Source organism: Ruegeria sp. BB7 (assembly GCF_056539365.1).
The window spans coordinates 1-1,462 of record NZ_JBQFUV010000042.1; the positions used below are offsets into that span (position 1 = coordinate 1).

Consider the following 1,462-nt stretch of genomic DNA (forward strand, 5'->3'; position numbering starts at 1 on the left):
ACGACCCCGCAACAGGGCAGTTCATCCAAAGAGACCCCATCGGATTCGCAGCAGGAGATCTGAATCTGTATGCATACGTCGAGAATGATCCGTACAATTGGACAGACCCATCAGGGCTTGTAGAAACCAGCAGCTGGGTGCGCCGAGCGGCCGCTGGGGTGGCAGCGGGCGGTGCAATTGCTCGCGTTGGTCGTGGTCTCGGCGGCCTTTTGAACTCAATTATGAGAGCATTGGATTGCGTTTCTGCCGGTGTGAACGCGTCGCAAGGGAACTATAGTAGCGCAGCGGCCGACGGAATCGGTTGCCTGACAGGTTCTAAAGGATCAGGATCGAAAGGAACAGCAAGTGCACAGGAAAGGGCTGAAGAAATTCACAAAGCCGTTCCGGAAGCTACTCAACGTAGGACAACAATAGCCGTCACCGAAACCAGACAGGGTACGCGAGTAGTCAGTTCATCAGAAAAACGGCTAAGACCCGCGCAAAGAAAGATGCTCGGAAAGAACGAAATTGAGGGAACTGGTCCAGGACACGCAGAGGTAACTGGAATTAATCATGCGAAGGATGCAGGACTCGACCCTGTCGGAACTGCGGCGAGCAGACCGATCTGCAAAGGATGCCAGGGTGTTCTAGAAGCAGAAGGTGTCAAACCACTGAGTCCTCTAAAGAAATAGAGCAAGGTAAGATGCTTTTATTCGAAATAGAATTCCTGAGAAAAGAGGTTGCGGACTTTCCGAAATGGAAAATGTTAGCGTTCTCGTTGTCTATCTGTGAAAGGCTATATCCGAATTTTGCTAGGTTCTGTGACGAATTTTCGTTTTCAGGCAAAGAATTTTTGAGGGAATGTTTAGACTGCGCTTGGAATTATCTGGAATCTGGAGAGTTTAGAGGGGATTCGCGCCTGATGGCCCAAAAATGTGTGGCATTAGCGCCGGACACTGAAGAATATCAAACAATACTCGTATCTTCCGCGCTCGACGCAGCTATTAGCATAAGCAACACTCTGTCCTTTATTTCTATCCCAAAACTGGACCTTGTTTTAGAAGTAGCCTCCTTGGCTTATGACTCCGTCGATATGTATGTACAAGAAGCGGAAGACATGCATCCTTCAGACTCGAATCTTGAAGAAAAAATTCTGGCTCATCCAATCGTGCAATCTGAGCTCAAACGTCAAAGAGACGCCATCCTGTACCTACGTGATCTCGATAGGGATGTTAGTTCTGCAATCACCGAAATCAAAAGACTGTGGTTTCAAAACCAAAATGGTAGTTTGGAGATCGATGCGTAAATCCGGTAGGTTTTACGCCACAGCTATGAAAACCGGTTCTGTTGCAAAGTTTTGAGCACGACGAGCTGTTTCAAGGATCGGAGCTAGGCGGCCAGCTCAGCGAATTGTTTGAATGGACAGAGTCCGGGCGTGAATTGGCCCTTGCGGATCATGTGCGCCACCTCGATACCTGCAAGA

Annotated in this window: 2 protein-coding genes and 1 pseudogene; 2 read left to right on the forward strand and 1 reads right to left on the reverse strand. The window is 48.8% G+C overall.

Annotated elements, in window-relative coordinates; translation table 11 throughout:
- Nucleotides 1-671, forward strand: a 671-nt coding sequence (locus ACR0D7_RS19340; protein WP_480680472.1) for an RHS repeat-associated core domain-containing protein, incomplete at its 5' end; no start/stop codon positions are given.
- 11 nt (nt 672-682) lie between these two features.
- Complete coding sequence (locus ACR0D7_RS19345) at nt 683-1,285, forward strand: DUF416 family protein (RefSeq protein ID WP_480680473.1); 603 nt, start codon at nt 683-685, stop codon at nt 1,283-1,285.
- Nucleotides 1,286-1,368: 83 nt separating this feature from the next.
- Here ACR0D7_RS19345 and ACR0D7_RS19350 read toward each other — a convergent pair.
- Nucleotides 1,369-1,462, reverse strand: a pseudogene (locus ACR0D7_RS19350) (IS6 family transposase); the annotation flags it as partial.